The sequence below is a fragment of the Amycolatopsis sp. 505 genome (genome assembly GCF_031625235.1).
Classification (GTDB): Bacteria; Actinomycetota; Actinomycetes; order Mycobacteriales; family Pseudonocardiaceae; genus Amycolatopsis.
In genome coordinates, this window is the sequence record NZ_JACKQP010000006.1 from 56,429 (window position 1) to 73,581 (window position 17,153).

The following is a 17,153-nucleotide window of genomic DNA, read 5'->3' on the forward strand; positions in this document are numbered from 1 at the left end:
CGGCGACGTTTCAATTTCAGGTCGGCTGATCAAGGTAGGGGCCTTGGTCCGGGGAGGACGTCGTGAGGGTTGTGCTGCTCGGCGGAGCGGGGGCGCTCGCCGGCGGAAGCGGGCGGTTCGGCGGGACCGGCCTGACGCTCGTGCGGGACGCCGTGCCGCGGCTCGTGCTGGTGCCGGTCGCGTTCCGGCTGGCCCTGTTCCTGCAGGCCGTCTGGTCCGGCGGTCCGCTGAGCGCGCCGGTGCTCTGGGGCGCCGTCGTCCTCTACCTGGTGCCGAACCTCCTGGAAGTGGGCTGGGTCTTCCGCCGCGCCACCGGGATCCGGTCGGTCCTGGCCGCCGATACCGCGTACACGCTCGTGACGAGCTTCGCCGCCGCGGTGTTCGCGGCCCATTCACCCGAGCTGCTGACCCTGGCCTGGCCGAACGTCATGGGCACGGTCATGGTCTGGACCCTGCTGCGCGGCGCGCCCGCCGGGGCCGTCGCCATCATCGGCGCGCTGCTCCTGCGCTACGGCATGGCGGCGGTGTCGGGGACGTCGGCGCCTGCGACGTGGATCCTGCTCGCCCTGGTCGCGGCCGCGGTGACGGCGCTCGCCATCGTGCTGCTCGTCGCCGGGTCCATGCGGTTCGCGCTCGGGCTGGGCGAGCAGCGCGGCCGGGCCGCCGAGCGGGAACGGCACCGCCGCGACGTCCACGACACCGTCCTGCAGGTGATGGAGTCCCTCGCACTGCCCGCGCCGAGCGACGCGCTCGACCCGCGCGGCAGCCTCGACCAGGTCCGCCGCACCGCCCGCGCGCACGCCTTGCGCCTGCGGCTGAGCCTCGACGGCGACGCGCCCGCCGAGCCGGGCGGGCTCGAACACCGCCTCGGCGCGCTGGCGGTCGAGATGACGGCCGACGGCCTCCGCGTCGACCTCGTCGTGCTCGCGAAGCCCACCGACGTCCCCGAAGCCGTCGTCAACGCCCTTCACGACGCAACCCGCGAAGCACTGCGGAACACCTTGAAGCACGCGAGGACGGCGAAGGCCGTGGTGTGCCTCGAAGAGCGCGAAGGCGTCGTCACGGTGTCCGTCCGCGACCACGGCACCGGCTTCGACCTCGGCGCGCGCCGCGCCGGGTTCGGCATCGAGAACTCGATCCACGCGCGGATGGCCGAAATCGACGGCGGCGCGCGCATCGACTCGGCGCCCGGTCACGGCACCCGGGTCGTGCTGACCGCCCCGCTAAAGCTGGGTTTCCCCGTCGGGTGAGTCCCGCCACTGGGCGAACGGCCGGTCCAGCACCCACTTGCCATCGGACTCGGTGAGGACGCGGTATTCGCAGGTCGCGGGGTTGGACAGGGATTCGAACAATTCGATGCTCCAGCCGAAGAGCCGCCGGCACAGCAGCCGCAGCGTGAGCCCGTGGGAGACGATCAGCACCGTCTCCGGGTGACTTTCCTCGCGCAGGCGCAGGTCCGAGAGGAACGCCGCGACGCGGTCGTCGACGTCCGCGCCCGACTCGCCGAACGGCAGCCGGTAGAAGAAGTGCCCGAACTCGTGCCGCCGCGCCTTCTGGACCTCCTGGTCGGCCGGGTCCTGCAGGTTGCCCCAGTCCTGCTCGCGCAGCCGCGGCTCCTGCACCAGCCGCTCGCACGACGCCCGGATGTCCAGCAGCCGCAACGTCTCCCGGGTGCGCAGGTACGGACTGACGTACACCGCGGGCCGCGCGCCGTCGAGCAGGCGCGCGATTTCCGGCGCCACCGCGCGCGCCTCCTGCTCGCCCTTGGCGGTCAGCGGCAGGGCGTGGTCGGGGATCCGCGTGTAGGCGAGCTCGTCGACGTTGCCGAGCGACTCCGCGTGCCGCAGCAGGATCATCTTCACGGCTCCATCCTGCCCGTCACACGGGCCTGACCGGGCCGGGGCATACCCTCAGGGGCGTGTCCGCCACGAAATCCGACGTCCCCACCCAGCGCCGGGCCAGTGTGCTGCCCCTGCTGGTGGTCGGCGTCCTGCTGGCCGCCGTGGTCGCGATCGGCCTGATCGCGCTCACCGGCGGGGCCGGTTACGCGATCGCCGGCCTGCCCGACCCGGGCCTGGTCACCAAGTACGGCATCACCGTCATGCGCGTGCTGTCCGAATGCGCGTCGGTGATCTGCGTCGGGGCGCTGCTGCTGGCCGCCTTCCTGGTGCCGCCGCAGAAGTCCGGGACGCTCGGGCCGGAGGGCTACGGCGCCCTGCGCGCGGCGGGGATCGCCGCCTGGGTGTGGTTCGGCGCGGCCCTGCTCTCGGTCGCCTTCACCGCCGCCGACACCGCCGGGAAGCCGTTCGGCGACGTGCTGGACCCGCAGACGCTGCTCGACCTCGTCGGCGCCATCGAACAGCCGAAGGCGTGGCTGTGGACGGCGCTGATCGCCATCCTCATCGCGCTCGGCTGCCGGCTCGCGCTGTCCTGGGGCTGGACGGCGGTGCTGTTCTTCCTGGCCGTCGGCGGGCTGGTCCCGGTCGCCGTCACCGGGCACTCCGCCAGCGGCGGCTCGCACGACGTCGCCACCAACAGCCTGCTGTTCCACCTGGTCGCCGCGGCGCTGTGGGTCGGTGGCCTGATCGCCCTGCTGGCGCTGGGGTACCGGCGCGGGGACCACCTGAGCCTGGCCGCGCAGCGGTTCTCGAAGCTGGCCCTGGTCTGCTGGATCGTGATGGCGCTCTCCGGCGCGGTCAACGCGCTGGTCCGGATCGGCCTGAACGATCTGTTCACCACCGACTACGGCCTGCTCGTGGTGGCCAAGACGGTCGCGCTGCTGCTGCTCGGGGTGTTCGGCCACCAGCAGCGCGAAAAGGGGGTGGCGAACCTCGTCGACGGCAAGGGCGGCGCCCAGCTGCTGCGCCTGGCCTCGGTCGAGATCCTGATCATGTTCGTCACCATCGGGATCGCGTCCGGGCTGGCCAGGACGCCACCGCCGGCGGACGCGATCACCCAGCCGTCCACCACCGAGCTGCTGATCGGCTACGACCTCGACGGCGCGCCGACGGTGTGGCGGCTGCTCTTCGACACCCGCTTCGACCTGGTCTACGGCACCTTCGCGCTCGTCCTCGGCGGCCTCTACCTCGCCGGGGTGCGGCGGCTGCTGCGCCGCGGCGACACCTGGCCCGTCGGCCGCACCATCGCCTGGATCACCGGGTGCGTGGTGCTGCTGATCGCGACGTCGTCGGGCATCGGCCGGTACGCGCCCGCGATGTTCAGCGTCCACATGGGCAACCACATGCTGCTGTCGATGGTGGCGCCGGTGCTGTTCGTGCTCGGCGGGCCGGTGACGCTCGCGCTGCGCGCCCTGCCGGCCGCGGGCAAGGACGCCCCGCCGGGGCCGCGCGAGTGGCTCGTCGCCTTCGTCCACTCGCCGGTCTCGCGGTTCCTGACCCACCCGGTGGTCGCGCTGGTGCTGTTCGTCGGCTCGTTCTACGCGCTGTACTTCTCCGGCCTGTTCGACAACGCGCTGCAGTACCACTGGGCGCACCTGGCGATGAACGGGCACTTCCTGCTCGCCGGGTACGTCTTCTACTGGCCGGTGATCGGCGTCGACCCGTCGCCGCGGCGGATCCCGTACCTCGGCCGGCTCGGCATGATGTTCGCCGCGATGCCGTTCCACGCGTTCTTCGGCGTGATCCTGATGAGCAAGCAGACGGTCATCGGGCAGGCCTTCTACGGCCAGCTGCACCTGCCGTGGGTCACCGACCTGCTCGCCGACCAGCGGCTCGGCGGCGGCATCGCCTGGGCCGCCGGCGAGGTCCCGGTGCTGCTGGTGCTGATCGCGCTGCTGGTGCAGTGGTCGCGGCAGGACGAGCGGGAGGCGAAGCGGCGTGACCGGCGCGAAGCGGCAACGGGCGACGAAGAGCTGAACGCCTACAACGCGATGCTGAAGAACCTCGCCGAGGGCAAGCGACCCTCGGGTTCCAGTTGAGGTTGAGCCGCCGTCCGGGTGCCGGGAAAACGGCCGTTTTGCTACTCTCGCCGTGATCTCGGGCTGACTTTCGGTAGTCCGACGGTGACCGGCGTCGAGGCGCGATCGAGCGCGCTCTACGATCGTGGGTATGGCCGAGTTCATCTACACCATGAAGAAGGTGCGCAAGACCGTCGGGGACAAGGTCATCCTCGACGACGTCAGCACCGCGTTCTACCCCGGCGCCAAGATCGGCGTGGTCGGGCCGAACGGTGCCGGTAAGTCCACCGTTCTCAAGATCATGGCGGGGATCGAGCAGGCCAGCAACGGCGAAGCGTTCCTCCAGCCCGGCGCCTCGGTCGGCATCCTCATGCAGGAGCCGGAGCTCAACGAGGAGAAGACGGTCCGGCAGAACGTCGAGGAAGGCCTCGGCGAGGTCAAGGTCAAGCTGGACCGCTACAACGAGGTCCTCAAGCTGATGGAGACCGACTACAGCGAAGAGCTGCTCGAGGAGATGGGCAAGCTCCAGGAGGAGCTGGACCACGCCGACGCCTGGGAGCTCGACTCGACCGTCGAGCAGGCCATGGACGCGCTGCGCTGCCCGCCGCCGGACGAAGGCGTCACCCACCTCTCCGGTGGTGAGCGCCGCCGGGTCGCGCTGTGCAAGCTGCTGCTGTCGGCGCCGGACCTGCTGCTGCTCGACGAGCCCACCAACCACCTGGACGCCGAAAGTGTCCTGTGGCTGGAGCAGTTCCTGGCCCGCTACGCCGGCGCCGTGCTCGCCGTCACCCACGACCGGTACTTCCTCGACAACGTGGCCCAGTGGATCATGGAGCTGGACCGCGGCCGCGTCGTCGGCTACGAGGGCAACTACTCGACGTACCTGGAGAAGAAGCGCGAGCGCCTCGAGGTCCAGGGCAAGAAGGACGCGAAGCTCGCCAAGCGGCTGAAGTCCGAGCTCGAGTGGGTCCGGTCCAACGCGAAGGCGCGCCAGACGAAATCGCGCTCGCGCCTCGACCGCTACGAGGAGATGGCGGCGGAGGCGGACAAGCACCGCAAGCTGGACTTCGAAGAGATCCAGATCCCGCCGGGCCCGCGCCTGGGCAACGTCGTGGTCGAGGTCGAGAAGCTGCAGAAGGGCTTCGACGGCCGCGTGCTCATCGACGGGCTGTCGTTCAACCTGCCGCGCAACGGCATCGTCGGTGTGATCGGCCCGAACGGCGTCGGCAAGACGACGCTGTTCAAGACCATCGTCGGGCTCGAGGAGCCGGACGGCGGCGAGGTCAAGATCGGCGAGACGGTCAAGCTGTCCTATGTGGACCAGAACCGGGGCGGGATCGACCCGCAGAAGACGGTCTGGCAGGTCGTCTCCGACGAGCTGGACTACATCCACGTCGGGCAGACCGAAATGCCGTCGCGGGCGTACGTCAGCGCGTTCGGGTTCAAGGGCCCGGACCAGCAGAAGCCGGCGGGCGTGCTCTCCGGTGGTGAGCGCAACCGGCTCAACCTGGCGCTGACGCTCAAGCAGGGCGGGAACCTGATCCTGCTCGACGAGCCGACGAACGACCTGGACGTCGAGACGCTGGGCTCGCTGGAGAACGCGCTGGAGCAGTTCCCCGGCTGCGCGGTGGTGATTTCGCACGACCGGTGGTTCCTCGACCGGGTCGCGACGCACATCCTGGCCTGGGAAGGCACGGACGAAGACCCGGCCAAGTGGTTCTGGTTCGAGGGCAACTTCGAGGGGTACGAGAAGAACAAGGTCGAGCGCCTCGGCGCCGAGGCGGCGCGGCCGCACCGTGTCACCCATCGCAAGCTGACCCGCGACTGAGGGGGCGGGTTTCCCCGTGGAAGCCAGCAAACAGCACCGGACGGGCCCGTTCTCCCGAGTGGAGAGCGGGCGCTCCGTCAATGCCGGGGGAACCCTCTCCGCAGTCGGACGGCTGATCGAGCGGGCGGACGCCCTGCACCTGCGGGCGCCCGAACTCGCGCTCGTCCTCGGTGAGCGCGCGGCCGCGCTCGCCGAAGCCGCCAGCGCCGACGAGCAGTGGATCCGGGCCGAGAGCCTGGTCGTGTCCGCCCGCGTCCGGCTCGGGATGCGGCCGGCCACGGTCGGGCGCGCGGTCGCGGCATTGCGCGCGGCCGAGCACGCGGGCTACGGCGACATCGCGGCGCGGCTGCGGATCGACCTCGCCGTCTGCGCCCGGAGCCTGGGCGTGCCGCTGACCGGCCTCGCCGCGTTGCGGCCGGTGCTGACGGATCCGGTGGTCTCGCCGGTGCACCGCGCGGCGGCGTTGTCGCACCTGGTGGGCTGCCTGGGCCAGCTCGGGCGCAAGCCGGAGCTGGACCGCGTGCTGGTGGAGGCGGACAAGCTCGTCGTCGGTGACGACTCGCTGGGGGCGGACACCCAGCTGCTGGTGCGCGCGCTGTTGCGGGTCGGCACGGCCGCTCACCGCCGGCGCCACGGCGATCTGACCGCGGCGGCCGACGCGGCCCGGACCGGCCTCGGGTTCCTGGAGAAGCTGGACAACCCGGCCGACGACGGCGGGCTGGTCCGCATCCGGCTGGTGTTGCTGCTGGTCAGCACGCTGCTCGATCGCGGCGACACCGAAATGGCGTACGAGATCGCGGAGCCGGTGCTGGCCGAGCCCGTGCGCGCGGCGGGCGTCGCGCCGATGGGCTGGCTGCGGCTGGCTGTCGCGACGCGGGTCCTTCTGCCCTCGGGAGCCGGCGAGGCGGCGATCGAGCTGGTGCGCGAAGCCGTGGCGAGCACGGACCGGCACGGGCTGTCGGCGATCACCGCCCGGTTGTGGCTGGAGCTGGCGCAGCTGCAGGAGCGGTTCGGGCAGGCGGAGGAGGCCATCGCGTGCCTGTACCGCTCGCGGGCGGCGGAGCAGCTGCACGCCCGGGCCCGGCGGCAGGCGTGCAGCGTGCTGGCCGGGGAGTTCGGCACTGGGGAGCCGGCTTCGGTCGATCTGGACGAGGTGTTGAAGGCGGTGCCGTCGCGGCCGGTCCCGGTCGTCGTCGCTGAGCAGCCGCCGGCCGTCGCCGCCGAGCCGGAGCCGCGCGCGCCGGCTTGGTCGTTCGGGCGGGAGGAAGCGCCGTCGCGGGCGCCGGCTTGGTCGTTCGAGCGACCGCGGGTGACGGCGGACGCCGCGGAGACGACGCTGATGCCGGCGGTGCGGGACGAGCCGCCTGCCGCGCGTCGGCCGGAGCCGGTCGAGGTCCGGCGGGCTGAGGAACGGCCCGAGCGTGCCGAGCCGCGGCCTGGGGCTTTCGAATCGCGGCCGGGGCGGGATGCGGCGCAGCGGCCGGGTGGGGACTCGGCGCCGGTCGCGGTTTCCCCGCAGCGGCCGGAGTCTTTTGAGTCCGGGCGGGATTCGGCGCCGGTCGAGCCGCGATCGGCCGAGCGCGGTCGGGCGTCGGCTGAGGTGCGGTCGCCTGAGCCGCGGTTGGCGGAGCGTGGTCGGGAGCCGGTCGAGGTGCGGTCGCCTGAGCCGCGGTTGGCGGAGCGTGGTCGGGAGCCGGTCGAGGTGCGGTCGCCTGAGCCGCGGTTGGCCGAACGTGGTCGGGAGCCGGCTGAGGTGCGGCCACCCGAGCCGCGGTTGGCCGAGCGCGGGCGGGAGCCGGACTTCCGGCCCGAGGCTGCCGAGCCGGTCACTCGTGCGGAGCCTGCCGCACAGGAGCCTGTCGAGACAGCCGAGCCCGCCGAAACCGGCAAGACCAAGTTCTCGTGGGCCGCGCTGGCCGAAGCTCGGCTGCGGGAGACCGCCGCCGAGCGGGAATCGGCGCCGACTCGCATCACGCCCGCCTTGCCGCTCGCGCCCGAGCCCGCCGCCGAGCGGGAGCCGTGGGCGTCGGAGGGGCGGCGGGAGGAGCCGCAGCCGTCGACGCGTCACGACGCCGAGCACGGCTCCGTGGCCGCGCGGTCCGTGCTCGACCGCCTGGGCATCTCGGCCTCCGGAGGCGCCGGGGGCCGACGCCGGGCGGAAGACGCCGACAGCCCGCGCGCCGAGGAACCGGCCCGTGAGCTCGCTCCGCCGCCGCGGCCGGAGGACGAACCGCCGTCCGTGCCGGACTACCGCGACGAAGCCGAGCCGTGGCTGCCGCGGCTGCGGATGCCGCCGTCGCTGGAGCCGATGGAGGATTTCGGACACTGGACGCCGGCTACGGCCCCGTTCCCGGAGAGCTACGCCCGCGCGATCGCGGAGGACGAGCCCCCGCCGGACGCGGGCCTGGCCGACCTGCTCGCCCGCGCCCTCGCCGAGCACCAGGCGGGCACGGCGAGCGCGGCGGCCTTGGTCAAGCAGCTCGGCTCCCAGGACACGAGCCGGCGCAACGGCCACGGCCGCAACGGTCACGGCGCCGAGGTCTCGGACTCCCGCGGCCACAGCTCACGCGACTGATCGGACGCTCGACCCGCGGGGGCGCCCCCCGTTTTCCACGCTACCGGAGACCACCGACAGTCTTGGTGCGCCGGTGAACCGCCGGGGAGGGTTCACCCGCTCGGCGTCCAGTCGCCGAGACGTCCCGAACCGTCGCCGACCTGCCTCACCCGGTCCACAGTGGGATCCGTCGCAACCCGGCGTCGCCGACCGGCCGACAGCGTTCGCCGAACGGCCCCGCGCCCGATCAACTGAACCGATCACGTTGGCCCCGCGCCCGGTAACGGCCGGCCAGCACGGCTGGTCAGCGCTGCGCAGGAGCGCTGGAGACAACCCGTCAGTAGCTTGACCGATCCCGCGAATCCCGTGCCCCGGAAGGGTTTTCGCGCCTCCCGGAACCTCCGGGTCTTCATGTGATCCCGGATCGCGGCGCATTAGTGTGGGGTGGCCGGCTCAACGCCGAACCGGCACGGTGCCACCTCACGCAAACTGGAGAGTTGCCTCAAATGAGCTCGACCGGAGTCTCGTCCCTACCCGGAACCGGAGCCGAAACCGAACCCGAATTCGGCCAGCGCTCCCCGGCCAGCCCGGAGCAGATCAGGGACGACCTGATCGACGCCGCGGCCGGGCTGGCGCCGGAGATCGGGGAGCTCATCCGGCTGTACTACCGGCACATCCCGGCCGAAGAGATCGTCGGCGACGAGCCGGTCAACCTGGTCGGCGCCGTCCGCTCGCACCTGCAGCTGGCCAAGTCGCGGATGCCCGGCCGCCCGGCCGTGCGGCTGCTGAACCCGACCGTCGCCGAAGACGGGTGGGCGCGGGAAGCCACCGTCGTGCAGGTCGTCACCGACGACATGCCGTACCTGGTCGACTCCATCGCCGCGGAGTTCGCCCGCGACGGCGTGCAGGTGCAGCGCATTGTTCACCCGATCGTGGTGGTCAGCCGCGACCTCACCGGCGAGCTCCTCGAGGTCCACCCCGACGCCGACCCGGCCGAGCCGCCCGCGAACTCGGCCGCCGAGTCGTGGATGTACATCGAGATCGACTTCGTCACCGACCGCAACCGGGCCCGCGAGCTCGACAACCGGCTCTCCAGCGTCCTGGGTGACGTCCGCGAGGTCGTCGAGGACGCCGAGAAGATGGCCCAGACCGCCTGCCAGCTGGCGAGCGAACTCGAAACGGACCCGCCGCGGCTGTCCGCCGACGAGGTCGCCGAGGGCGCCCGGCTGCTGCGCTGGCTGGCCGACGGCCACTTCACCTTCCTCGGCTACCGCCGCTACGAACTGATCGACAACCCGCACCCGGAGTCCGACGAGCCCGCCCTGCGCGCGGTCTTGGCCTCCGGCCTCGGCGTGCTGCGCCAGGACAGCCTCGCCGCCCGCGGCCTGACCGCCGGTCCGGACACCGCCGCCACCGCGCTCGCGCCGACGCTGCTGGTGCTGACCCAGGCGAGTGCGCCCTCGACCGTGCACCGGCCGGTCTACCCGTACTACGTCGGCGTCAAGACCTTCGACGCCGAGGGCAACGTCACCGGCGAACACCGCTTCCTCGGCATGTTCACCACCACCGCGCTGCACGAGAACGTCCTCGACATCCCCGTCGTCTGCAAGCGCGTGCGCGAGGTCATCCACCGCGCCGGCTTCCCGATCGAGTCGTTCTCCGGCCAGCGGATGCTCGAGATCCTGCAGAACTGGCCGCGTGCCGACCTGTTCTCCGCCGACACCGATTCGCTGTACTCGACGACGACCGGCGCGATCACTCTCTCCGACCGCCGCCGGCTGCGGCTGTTCCTGCGTCGCGACCCGTACGGCCGCTTCTACTCCTGCCTCGTCTACCTCCCACGCGACCGCTACACCACGCGTTCCCGGCTGGCGATGCAGGAAGTCCTGCTCGAAGAGCTCGAAGGCACCCAGCTCGAATACAGCGCGCGGATCGGCGAGACCGTCCTGGCGCAAGTCCACTTCGTCGTCCACACCGACCCGGCGCGCCGGCTCGAGCCGGACACGCTCAAGATCCAGGACCGGCTGAACGACGCCGTCCGCACCTGGGACGACCGGATGGTCGAAGCGGTCCTCGACGAACGCCGGGAGCGCGCCGACGGCGGCGTCGCGGTCGGGATCGTCGGCGAGGAATCGGCCACCGAGCAGGGCCAGCGCTTCGCGATGGTCTTCCCCGAGGGCTACAAGGAGGACTTCACCGCCGAAGAGGCGCTCGCCGACCTCCGCTCGCTGGACTCGCTCACCGACGAAGGCGACCTCGCGCTGTCCTTCTACCAGCCGGCCGACGCCGCGCCGGGCGAGCGGCGCTTCAAGCTCTACCTGCGCGGCGAGGGCGTCACGCTCTCGAAGGTGCTCCCGGTACTGCAGGCCATGGGCGTCGAGGTGGTCGACGAGCGGCCGTACGAGCTGCACCGCGAGGACGGCGGCGCGTGCTGGATCTACGACTTCGGCCTCCGCGTCGACCAGAAGATGCTCGACGACTCCGACGAGCACGCCGTCGAGGAGCTGCGCGGCCGCTTCCAGGACGCGTTCGAGGCCGCGTGGCGCGGCGACGCCGAGGTCGACGGCCTCAACGGGCTCGTCCTGCGCGCCGGGCTCACCTGGCGCCAGGCCGCCGTGCTGCGCGCCTACTCGCGGTACCTGCGCCAGGCCGGCAGTGCGTTCTCCCAGGACTACATCCAGAACACGCTGCTGAACCACACCCAGATCGCGACCAAGCTCCTGCGGCTGTTCGAGGCGAGGTTCGACCCGCACCTGTCCGACGCCGACCGCGAGGCCGCCACCGAAGCGCTCGCGAGCGAACTGAACGCGATGATCGACGAGGTCACCAGCCTCGACGAGGACCGCATCCTGCGCCGCCTGATGGCCGTCATCCGGGCCACGCTGCGGACGAACTACCACGTCACCGGCGCCGACGGGACGCCCCGCGAGTACCTGTCGATCAAGCTCGACCCGGCCGGCGTGCCCGATCTGCCCGAGCCGCGGCCGAAGTTCGAGATCTTCGTGTACTCCCCGCGCGTCGAGGGCGTGCACCTGCGCTTCGGCGAGGTGGCGCGCGGTGGCCTGCGCTGGTCGGACCGCCGCGAGGACTTCCGCACCGAAATCCTCGGCCTGGTCAAGGCGCAGGCGGTGAAGAACGCGGTGATCGTGCCGGTCGGCGCGAAGGGCGGCTTCGTCGTCAAGCGCCCGCCGGCCCCGAGCGGCGACGCGAGCATCGACCGCGACGCCCAGCTCAACGAGGGCATCGCCTGCTACCGCATGTTCATCTCCGGCCTGCTCGACCTGACCGACAACCGCATCGAGGGCAAGACCGTCCCCGCGCCCGGTGTGGTCCGGCACGACGCCGACGACTCCTACCTGGTCGTCGCGGCCGACAAGGGCACCGCGAAGTTCTCCGACATCGCCAACGAAGTCTCGGGGCAGTACGGCTTCTGGCTCGGCGACGCGTTCGCCTCCGGCGGCTCGGTCGGCTACGACCACAAGGCCATGGGCATCACCGCGAAGGGTGCCTGGGAGAGCGTCAAGCGGCACTTCCGCGAGCTGGGCAAGGACACCCAGACCGAGGACTTCACCGTCGTCGGCATCGGCGACATGATGGGCGACGTCTTCGGCAACGGCATGCTGCTGTCCGAGCACATCCGCCTGGTCGCGGCGTTCAACCACATGCACGTCTTCCTCGACCCGGACCCCGACGCGGCGACGTCGTACGCCGAGCGCCGCCGGCTGTTCGACCTGCCGCGCAGCTCGTGGGACGACTACGACCGCTCGCTGATCAGCGAGGGCGGCGGGATCTACCCGCGCACGGCGAAGTCGATCCCGATCAGCCCCCAGGTCCGCGCGGCGCTCGGGCTCGAGGAGGGCGTCACCGCGCTGGCGCCGATGGACCTCATCCAGGCGATCCTCCTGGCGCCGGTCGAGCTGCTCTGGAACGGCGGCATCGGCACCTACGTCAAGGCGGAGAACGAAACCCACACCGCGGCGGGCGACAAGGCCAACGACGCCATCCGCGTCGACGGCAAGCAGCTGCGCGTCAAGGTGTTCGGCGAAGGCGGCAACCTCGGCCTCACGCAGCTGGGCCGGATCGAGTTCGCGCGCAACGGCGGCAAGATCAACACCGACGCGCTCGACAACTCGGCCGGCGTCGACTGCTCCGACCACGAAGTCAACATCAAGATCCTGCTCGACCACCTCGTCCAGACCGGCAAGCTGGAGCGCGAGCAGCGCAACGAGCTGCTGGAGGAGATGACCGACGAGGTCGGCGCGCTGGTGCTCAAGGACAACTACCGGCAGAACGCCGTCCTCGGCGTCAGCCGCGCGCACGCCGCGCCGATGCTGTCGGTGCACGCGCGCCAGGTGCAGGCGCTGGTGGCCGCGGGCGCGTTCGACCGCAAGCTCGAGGCCCTGCCGAGCAACTCGGAGTTCCGCGAGCTGGAGAAGGCGGGCAAGGGCCTCACCTCGCCGGAGCTGGCGACGCTGCTCGCGCACGTCAAGCTGGAGCTGAAGGACGAGCTGCTGGCCAGCGACCTGCCCGATTCGAAGGTCTTCGCGGCGCGGCTGCCCGAGTACTTCCCGAAGCCGCTGCGCGAGCGGTTCGGCTCGGCGATCGGCGAACACCCGCTGCGCCGTCAGATCATCACCACGCTGATCGCCAACGAGGTGGTCGACGGCGGTGGCATCTCCTTCGTCTACCGGCTGATGGAGGAAATGAACGCAACGGCGACGGACGCGGTGCGCGCGTACGCCGTGGTGACGCAGGTGTTCGACCTCCCCGCGCTCTGGAAGGAGATCGACGCGCTCGACAACGTCGTGCACACCGACGTCGCCGACGCGATGGTGCTGGAGACGCGGCGCCTGCTCGACCGGGCCGCGCGCTGGTTCCTCACCAACCGGCCGCAGCCGCTGGCCCCGCTGTCGGAGATCAAGCGCTTCCGGCGGGTGCTCGACAAGCTCGTCCCGAACATCGGCGACCTGCTGCGCGGCCGCGAAGCCGAGTCGGTGCAGAAGCACGTCGACGAGCTGATCGCCGCGAACGTGCCCGAGGGCCTGGCCCGCCGGGTGTCGCTGCTGCTGCACACCTACGGCCTGCTCGACGTCACCGAGGTCGCCGAGCTCGCCGAGCAGCAGATCGGCGTGGACGCGGTGCACAGCCCGGCCGAGACGGCGGAGCTGTACTACGCGCTCTCGGCGCACCTGGACATCGACTCGATGCTCACCGAGATCAGCAAGCTCGAACGCGGCAACCGCTGGCACGCGCTGGCCCGGCTTTCGCTGCGCGACGACGTCTACGGCTCGCTGCGGGCGATCACGCTCGATGCGCTGCGGCACAGCGATCCGGGCTCGTCCGGGGACGCCAAGATTGCGCAGTGGGAGAAGACGAACGCGTCCCGGCTGCAGCGGGCGCGCGTCGCGCTCGACGAGATCACCAAGTCCGGCCGGCTCGACCTGGCGACCCTCTCGGTGGCGGCCCGCCAGATCCGGAGCACGGTGCGGTGACCTACGTATCGCACGTCCGCCCGCGCTGGACGGACATGGACGTCTACGGCCACGTCAACCACGCGAAGCTGGTGACGCTGCTGGAAGAGGCACGCATCCCGCTGCTGTTCAAGGGCGCCGTCGAGGCGGGGCTGGACCAGCTGCCGAAGGGCATCGTCGTGGTGCGGCTGGAAGTGGCCTACAAGGCGCCGATCGTGGTGTCCGGGCAGGAACTGCGGGTCGACATCGACCTGACGCAGCTGCGCGCGGCGAGCTTCACGCTGGCGTACCGCGTGCACGGCGGGCCGTCCCCGGACGACCCGGTGGCGGTCACCGCGGAGACGGTGCTGGCGCCGTACGACACGGTCGAGTTGCGGCCGCGTAGGCTCAGCCCGGCCGAGTCGGAGTTTCTGAAGCAGGGGTTCGCGGATGCCTGAGTTGTTCGTGCCGGACGCGGCCGACCGGGAGACCCTCGGCGCGTTCGTCGCCCGCGCGGTCCGGCTGGACGGCCAGACGGCCGTCCGGCTGCGCCGGCGCGGCGACGGCGTGGTCGAGGCCTGGACGTCGACGCCGTTCGAGTGCCTGGCCACCCGAGCGGTGGCCGGGGACGTGACACCCGGTGACGTCACGGTGTCCGGCAACGAGCTGCTCGCGGCGCTGACCGTGGCGGGCGGGCCCCGGATGGACCCGGGCCCGGCCCGCGACCTGCTCTGGCACGGCGAGCTCCCGCCGTCCGGTCGCTGGCCGCTGGTCGACGAGCTCCCGGCGCAGGTGGTGTCCGAGCTGGCGGATCGCGGCGTCACGCTGGCCAGGGACAACGTGGGCCCGCACGGCACGCCGCCGGCGTCGCTGATGGACCAGGCGGTGCTGACCGTGAGCGGCGGTTCGGTCGAAGTCAAGGTGCAGATGCGCTGCCTGTTCGCGATGTCCGGCATGGGGTTCGTGGACTCGGACGTGCCCGGTGACGTGGTCCGCGTGACGGCCACGGACTCGTGGATGCGCCTGGACGCGCGCTATGGCGCGATCGTGCGACGCCGTCACGCGCTGTTGCCACTGTTGTTCTGACGAAGTCCTTACGGCGGCCACCATCCGGCCCGGATGGTGGCACGCTGGAGGCATGACCCCGGACAACGACCCGACCGCGGACTTCCTCGACGAAGTCCGCGTGTCGGAGCCGCAGTGGCGGCGCGACCGTCCGGCGGGCGAGCAGGCGCCGGAGCGCGCCGAAAGACCTGAGAGGTGGGGCCGCACGCGCGCGGCGGGCCGGGCGGCCGCCCAGGCGGCGCCCTACCTCCAGGCCGCGGCCCTGGTGGCCTGGCTGGCCAGCGGCGCCTTCGACGACGGCTCGGGTTCGGGTGGCCAGAGCTAGACGAGCCAGGCGGCCGAGTCCGCGGGCAGTTTCCCCTCCACCAGCGGACTGCTCGACAACAACACCTCACCCGGCGGCAACGCGATCGGCGAGGCCGACGTGTTCAACGCGCACACCAGCCCACCCCCGCGCCGCCGGAAGGCGAAACAACCTGCCGGTGCGCCGTACCACTCCAGCTCGTCGCCGCTGAACGCCGCGTGCGTCTTCCTCAGCTCGATGGCGGCGCGGTACAGCGACAGCGTCGAGTCCGCGTCCTCGATCTGCTTCTCCACCGTCAACCCCGCCCATGAAGCCGGCATCGGCAGCCACGTTCGCGGGTTCCGCGAGAACCCGAACGGCGGCAGGTCGCCCTCCCACGGCAGCGGGACCCGCGCCACGTCCCGCCCGAACTCCGCCCCGCTCGTCTTGGCCCGCGGGTCGGTCATGTCCGACGGCGACAGCGAAACGTTCGCCAGCCCCAGTTCTTCGCCGTTGTACAGGTACACCGCGCCCGGCAGCGCCAGCTCCACCAGGGCCATCGCCCGCGCGCGCCGCACGCCCACCGAGCCGCCGCCGTAGCGGCTGACCTGGCGCCAGACGTCGTGGTTGCCCAGCGTCCAAGTTGCCGGGGCGCCCGTGCGGGCGGGGACGGCCAGGGAGCGCTCGATGGCCGTGCGCATGGCGTCGGCGTCGAAGTGGGTCAGCACCAGCCGGAAGTTGAACGCCAGGTGCAGTTCGTCGGGCCGCAGGTAGCGCGACAGGCGTTCCTCGTCGGTCACCCAGATCTCGCCGACCGCCATCGCGTCCGGGAACTCGTCGAGCACCTTGCGGATCATCTGGTGGATCTCGTGGACCCCGTCGTGGTCCCACCGCGGGTCGTAGTAGTGGCTCGGCCCCAGCGCGTTCGCGCGCGGGTCCATGTCCGGCAGGCCGGGCGGCTTGGCCATGCCGTGGGCGACGTCGATGCGGAAGCCGTCGACGCCGCGTTCGAGCCAGAACCGCAGCGTGCGCTCGAGATCCGCGGCGACCTCGGGGTTGGCCCAGTTGAGGTCCGGCTGCTGCGGCGCGAAGAGGTGCAGGTACCACTGGCCGTCCGGCACGCGCGTCCAGGCCGGGCCGCCGAAGGCGCTGACCCAGTTGTTCGGCGGGTCTTCGCCCTTCGGCCCGACGCCGTCGCGGAAGATGTACCGATCGCGCTCGGGGCTGCCCGGCGCGGCGGCCATCGCCGACTTGAACCAGGCGTGCTGGTTGCTGGTGTGGTTGGGGACCACGTCCACGGTGACCTTGATGTTCCGCTTGTGCGCCTCGGTGAGCAGCACGTCGAAGTCGCCGAGGGTGCCGAACATCGGGTCGACGTCCCGCGGGTCGGCGATGTCGTAGCCGTGGTCGGCCATGGGGGAGCGGTAGAAGGGCGTCAGCCACAGTGCGTCGACGCCCAGCAGCTCCAGGTAACCGAGCCGGGAGTGGATGCCTTCCAGGTCCCCGACGCCGTCACCGTCCGAGTCGGCGAACGAGCGCACGTAGACCTGGTAGAAGACGGCATCGCGCCACCAGGCGGCCGAGGTCATCAGACGAAGCTGTTCATCATGCTGTGCGCCGCCATCTCCAGGTAGGCCCACAGCTGCCCCCGGTACGGTTCTTCGAGGTTTTCTTCGTCGACGGCGATCCGGATGCACCGCAACCAGGCGTCCCGCTCGAGCGGCCCGATCTTGAACGGCGCGTGCCGCATCCGCAGCCGCGGGTGCCCGCGCTGGTCGGAGTAGGTGTGCGGGCCGCCCCAGTACTGGATGAGGAACAGCCGGAACCGCTCCTCGGCGGGCCCGAGGTCCTCTTCGGGGTAGAGGGGCCGGAGGATCTCGTCGCGCGCGACCTCCTCGTAGAACCGCCCGACGATCCGGCGGAAGGTCGGTTCGCCGCCGACCGCTTCGTAGAGGTTCGCCGGTTCGCTCACTGCAGACACGCCTTCCATTTTGCCCTTGGGGTGCGGGTTCCCGACGCCCGGTCCGCACAGTTCCGGTTCGTCGCGAACCCGCTCC

The 17,153-nt window shown here is 71.6% G+C and carries 11 protein-coding genes; 8 read left to right on the forward strand and 3 right to left on the reverse strand.

The window, feature by feature from the left end:
- Nucleotides 1-71: 71 nt before the first annotated feature.
- Complete coding sequence (locus H5965_RS22685) at nucleotides 72-1,250, forward strand: sensor histidine kinase (protein WP_396136938.1); 1,179 nt, start codon at nucleotides 72-74, stop codon at nucleotides 1,248-1,250.
- On the opposite strand, the gene H5965_RS22690 is transcribed toward H5965_RS22685, so the two are convergent.
- Complete coding sequence (locus H5965_RS22690; RefSeq protein WP_310972116.1) at nucleotides 1,224-1,862, reverse strand: histidine phosphatase family protein; 639 nt, start codon at nucleotides 1,860-1,862, stop codon at nucleotides 1,224-1,226. The genes H5965_RS22685 and H5965_RS22690 overlap by 27 nt on opposite strands.
- Nucleotides 1,863-1,918: 56 nt before the next feature.
- Here H5965_RS22690 and H5965_RS22695 point away from each other — a divergent pair, with 56 nt between their 5' ends.
- From H5965_RS22695 to H5965_RS22725, 7 genes are all read left to right on the forward strand, one after another.
- Entirely contained in the window at nucleotides 1,919-3,937 is a 2,019-nt protein-coding gene (locus H5965_RS22695; RefSeq protein ID WP_310972117.1) for a cytochrome c oxidase assembly protein, read from the forward strand.
- A gap of 130 nt (nucleotides 3,938-4,067) precedes the next feature.
- Nucleotides 4,068-5,744 carry an energy-dependent translational throttle protein EttA gene (ettA, locus tag H5965_RS22700; protein WP_310972118.1) on the forward strand — a complete coding sequence of 559 codons (1,677 nt, stop codon included), beginning with the start codon at nucleotides 4,068-4,070 and terminating at the stop codon, nucleotides 5,742-5,744.
- Between the two features lie 16 nt (nucleotides 5,745-5,760).
- On the forward strand, nucleotides 5,761-8,319 hold the full coding sequence (locus tag H5965_RS22705; RefSeq protein ID WP_310972121.1) for a hypothetical protein: 2,559 nt from the start codon (nucleotides 5,761-5,763) through the stop codon (nucleotides 8,317-8,319).
- 485 nt (nucleotides 8,320-8,804) lie between these two features.
- Nucleotides 8,805-13,790 carry an NAD-glutamate dehydrogenase gene (locus tag H5965_RS22710; protein WP_310972123.1) on the forward strand — a complete coding sequence of 1,662 codons (4,986 nt, stop codon included), beginning with the start codon at nucleotides 8,805-8,807 and terminating at the stop codon, nucleotides 13,788-13,790.
- The gene (locus tag H5965_RS22715) at nucleotides 13,787-14,206 is read left to right on the forward strand and encodes a thioesterase family protein (protein WP_310972124.1); all 420 of its coding nucleotides are present in this window, start codon (nucleotides 13,787-13,789) and stop codon (nucleotides 14,204-14,206) included. The genes H5965_RS22710 and H5965_RS22715 overlap by 4 nt, the downstream gene beginning before the upstream one ends.
- Nucleotides 14,199-14,834 (forward strand): hypothetical protein, encoded by a 636-nt coding sequence (locus tag H5965_RS22720; RefSeq protein WP_310972126.1) that lies wholly within the window; start codon nucleotides 14,199-14,201, stop codon nucleotides 14,832-14,834. Before H5965_RS22715 ends, H5965_RS22720 begins: the two co-directional genes overlap by 8 nt.
- 52 nt (nucleotides 14,835-14,886) lie before the next feature.
- Nucleotides 14,887-15,138: a hypothetical protein gene (locus tag H5965_RS22725; RefSeq protein WP_310972128.1), complete on the forward strand. Its 252-nt coding sequence runs from the start codon at nucleotides 14,887-14,889 to the stop codon at nucleotides 15,136-15,138.
- Here the strand turns inward: H5965_RS22725 and H5965_RS22730 are convergent.
- Together H5965_RS22730 and H5965_RS22735 are read right to left on the reverse strand one after the other, a co-directional pair.
- Nucleotides 15,135-16,685, reverse strand: a complete 1,551-nt coding sequence (locus H5965_RS22730; protein ID WP_310972130.1) for a glycoside hydrolase family 13 protein — start codon at nucleotides 16,683-16,685, stop codon at nucleotides 15,135-15,137. The genes H5965_RS22725 and H5965_RS22730 overlap by 4 nt on opposite strands.
- The gene (locus tag H5965_RS22735) at nucleotides 16,685-17,068 is read right to left on the reverse strand and encodes a globin (RefSeq protein WP_086840497.1); all 384 of its coding nucleotides are present in this window, start codon (nucleotides 17,066-17,068) and stop codon (nucleotides 16,685-16,687) included. Before H5965_RS22735 ends, H5965_RS22730 begins: the two co-directional genes overlap by 1 nt.
- Nucleotides 17,069-17,153 lie beyond the last annotated feature (85 nt).

Coding starts and splice junctions, on each gene's coding strand:
- ettA (WP_310972118.1), top strand. CDS start 4,068: ATGGCCGAGTTCATCTACACCATGAAGAAGGTGCGCAAGACCGTCGGG.
- H5965_RS22710 (WP_310972123.1), top strand. CDS start 8,805: ATGAGCTCGACCGGAGTCTCGTCCCTACCCGGAACCGGAGCCGAAACC.
- H5965_RS22720 (WP_310972126.1), top strand. CDS start 14,199: ATGCCTGAGTTGTTCGTGCCGGACGCGGCCGACCGGGAGACCCTCGGC.
- H5965_RS22725 (WP_310972128.1), top strand. CDS start 14,887: ATGACCCCGGACAACGACCCGACCGCGGACTTCCTCGACGAAGTCCGC.
- H5965_RS22730 (WP_310972130.1), bottom strand. CDS start 16,685: ATGACCTCGGCCGCCTGGTGGCGCGATGCCGTCTTCTACCAGGTCTAC.